The sequence below is a fragment of the Pseudomonas sp. P5_A2_2 genome (assembly GCF_054177685.1).
Window position 1 is genome coordinate 1 of sequence record NZ_JBGCUL010000523.1, and the last position, 3,182, is coordinate 3,182.

A 3,182-nucleotide genomic window follows, 5' to 3' on the forward strand; every position below is an offset into this window, starting at 1 on the left:
CGGCCAGGGCGGAGTGACCGGTACCGGCGTTGTTCCAGCCGTTGGAGCTTTCCTGGGCGACGCCGTCGAGGCGCTCGACCATTTCCATCGACATGCCAGGTTCCAGCTCATTGAGCCAGACACCCAGGGTCGCGCTCATGATGCCGCCGCCAATCAGCAATACATCGACTTTCTTTGCCTCTTGCGCGTGGACGCAAGACATCCCCATCGACAAAGCCAGCCCCAGCAGGGCCGTGTYCACTTTCTTAAACATCTGTAGCACCTATGATAAAACGCCATCCGCCCTTCCATCCTCACGCGCACAGCCCCATGTTTCACGGCAGTCACGGATGCGGCACTCAAGGATTGCAGGGTGGGCACACAAGGCCGACGAACCGCGTCGACCCCAGTTTAATGTCCCTTCTGAACTGACTTTTTATCTTTATTGGCTTCAGCTACTTGAGCGACAGTGATTCCGTCGGCACGTCTTGCGGACATGCAAACTGAATAGGTCAAACCAAGTTGGCGCGCAGAATATCACGACAAGGCTTACCCGCGCGTCTGTTGCCGACCGGTTAGTCCGGGCCCGGGCGCCCGGCCTTCTATACTCATCCTGTTTTTCTCAACGAGTGTGTGAGGAACAGCCATGAGCGATAGAAACAGCCATGAGCGATAAGAACAGCCATGAGCGACAGGAGAAGTCATGAGCGATAAAGACGATCTGCGCAAATACTCATCCCACGTCATCGACGGCGTAGAGGCTGCACCGGCACGCGCCATGTTGCGGGCCGTGGGCTTTACCGATGCAGACTTCCAGAAGCCGCAGGTCGGCATCGCCTCGACCTGGGCCATGGTCACGCCCTGCAACATGCACATCGACAAGCTGGCGCTCGAAGCCGAAAAAGGCGCGAATGCCGCGGGCGCCAAGGGCGTGATCTTCAACACCATCACCATTTCCGACGGCATCGCCAACGGCACCGAAGGCATGAAGTATTCGCTGGTGTCCCGCGAGGTCATCGCCGACTCCATTGAAGTGGTGGCCGGTTGCGAGGGATTCGACGGCCTGGTGACCATTGGCGGCTGCGACAAGAACATGCCGGGGTGCCTGATCGGCATGGCGCGGCTGAATCGCCCGTCGATCTTCGTCTATGGCGGCACCATCCAGCCGGGTGCCGGCCATACCGACATCATTTCCGTGTTCGAGGCCGTGGGCCAGCACGCCCGCGGCGACATCAGCGAGATCCAGGTCAAGCAGATCGAGGAAGTGGCGATTCCCGGCCCCGGTTCCTGTGGCGGCATGTACACCGCCAACACCATGGCCTCAGCCATTGAAGCATTGGGCATGAGCCTGCCCGGTTCCAGCTCCCAGGACGCCATTGGCGGCGACAAGGCCTCGGACAGTTTCCGCGCCGGCCAGCAGGTCATGGAACTGCTCAAGCTCGACCTCAAGCCTCGCGACATCATGACCCGTAAAGCCTTCGAGAACGCCATTCGCGTGGTGATCGCCCTCGCCGGCTCGACCAATGCCGTGCTGCATCTGCTGGCCATGGCCAACGCGGTGGATGTCGAACTGACCCTGGATGACTTCGTCGAGCTGGGCAAGGTTTCCCCGGTGGTCGCCGACCTGCGCCCCAGCGGCCAATACATGATGAGCGAACTGGTGGCCATCGGCGGCATTCAACCGCTGATGAAACGCATGCTCGATGCCGGCATGCTGCACGGCGATGCGCTGACCGTCACCGGCCAGACCCTGGCGGAAAACCTCGCCAGCGTGCCCGACTACCCGGCCGGCCAGGACGTGATCCGGCCTTTCGACCAGCCGATCAAAAAAGACTCCCACCTGGTCATTCTGCGCGGCAACCTCTCGCCCGGCGGCTCCGTGGCCAAAATCACCGGCAAGGAGGGGCTGCGCTTCGAAGGCACGGCCCGGGTCTATCACGGTGAGGAAGGTGCGCTGGCCGGCATTCTCAATGGTGAAGTGCAGCCCGGCGAAGTGATCGTGATCCGCTATGAAGGCCCCAAGGGCGGACCGGGCATGCGCGAAATGCTCTCGCCGACGTCGGCGGTCATGGGCAAAGGCCTCGGCAAGGAGGTGGCGCTGATCACCGATGGCCGTTTCTCCGGCGGCTCCCACGGTTTCGTGGTCGGTCACATCACGCCGGAAGCCTTTGAGGGCGGGCCGATTGCGTTGGTCGAGAATGGCGACAGGATCATCATTGATGCGCAAACCCGGCAAATCACAGTGGATGTCTCCGATGCCGTGCTGGCCGAGCGCAAGTCCCGTTGGGTGCGGCCGGAATCGAAATACAAGCGCGGGGTGCTGGCCAAGTATGCAAAGACCGTGTCCAGTGCTTCGGAGGGGGCTGTGACGGATAAATATCTTTAGGGCGCTGGTCCAGCGTTGTCTGGGCTATTGCCATCGTCGGAACGCCGCCCGGAGCAAGCTCGCTCCCACAGTGAATCAGGTGTACGCAGCATTTGTGTACAATCCCAATCCCTGTGGGAGCGAGCTTGCTCGCGATGGCGTCCTGTCAGGCAACCTCTACCTCAACAGCTACCCCGCCGAAGCCGTCTGCCCGATCACCTTGCAGTCGTCATCGCTTGTTTTTGCACCCTGCCGCACAGGGACACCAGCAACAGAGTGGCAAACGCACCGACTACCGCGACGGCCATGTCCTTTTGCGAGTCCCAAGGGTCGTTTTGCGCGCCGACGAAGGCGTTCGCGGTGTCATTGCCCAGAAAGGCCCCGCCGATCCACTCCACCAGTTCGTACACGGCGGACGTCGACAGCATGATGTTCAGGGTCACGAAAAACAGCCAGAACCCGCGCAGCGAAGTCAGACGCCACAGGACTTCGCGCACCGGATAAGCCAGCAGCAGTCCGTAGCTCAAGTGCACCAGTCGGTCGTAGTGATTGCGATGAACACCTGACACCTGATCGAAACTGAAGCCGAACCATGCCAAAGACCAATGATCGTAAGGCACCAGGGAATAGGTGTAGTGGGCACCCAATTCATGAACGCACAGGAACGCAAACACCAGCGTGATGGACGCCGCCGACAAGCGGAACCGGCGAGAAACCGCCACCAACGTCCCGACCAGCAACAGCACCAACAGGTTCTCCAGCGCCCAGTCCACCCGGCTGCGGGGAGAAAAACCCGACACCACGACAATCAGCAGAAACACCATCAGCAACATCAGGT

3 protein-coding genes are annotated in these 3,182 nt (G+C 60.7%); 1 reads left to right on the forward strand and 2 read right to left on the reverse strand.

Going from position 1 to position 3,182, the window contains the following annotated elements; genetic code table 11:
- Positions 1–208: malate:quinone oxidoreductase (locus ACXRVY_RS21625; protein WP_458238200.1), on the reverse strand; the 208-nt coding region annotated here is incomplete at its 3' end.
- 474 nt (positions 209–682) lie between these two features.
- Here ACXRVY_RS21625 and ilvD point away from each other — a divergent pair.
- Positions 683–2,365 carry a dihydroxy-acid dehydratase gene (ilvD, locus tag ACXRVY_RS21630; RefSeq protein WP_223463351.1) on the forward strand — a complete coding sequence of 561 codons (1,683 nt, stop codon included), beginning with the start codon at positions 683–685 and terminating at the stop codon, positions 2,363–2,365.
- Between the two features lie 194 nt (positions 2,366–2,559).
- Here ilvD and ACXRVY_RS21635 read toward each other — a convergent pair whose 3' ends face one another.
- On the reverse strand, positions 2,560–3,180 hold the full coding sequence (locus ACXRVY_RS21635) for a DUF2238 domain-containing protein (protein WP_458238199.1): 621 nt from the start codon (positions 3,178–3,180) through the stop codon (positions 2,560–2,562).
- Between the last annotated feature and the right edge of the window lie 2 nt (positions 3,181–3,182).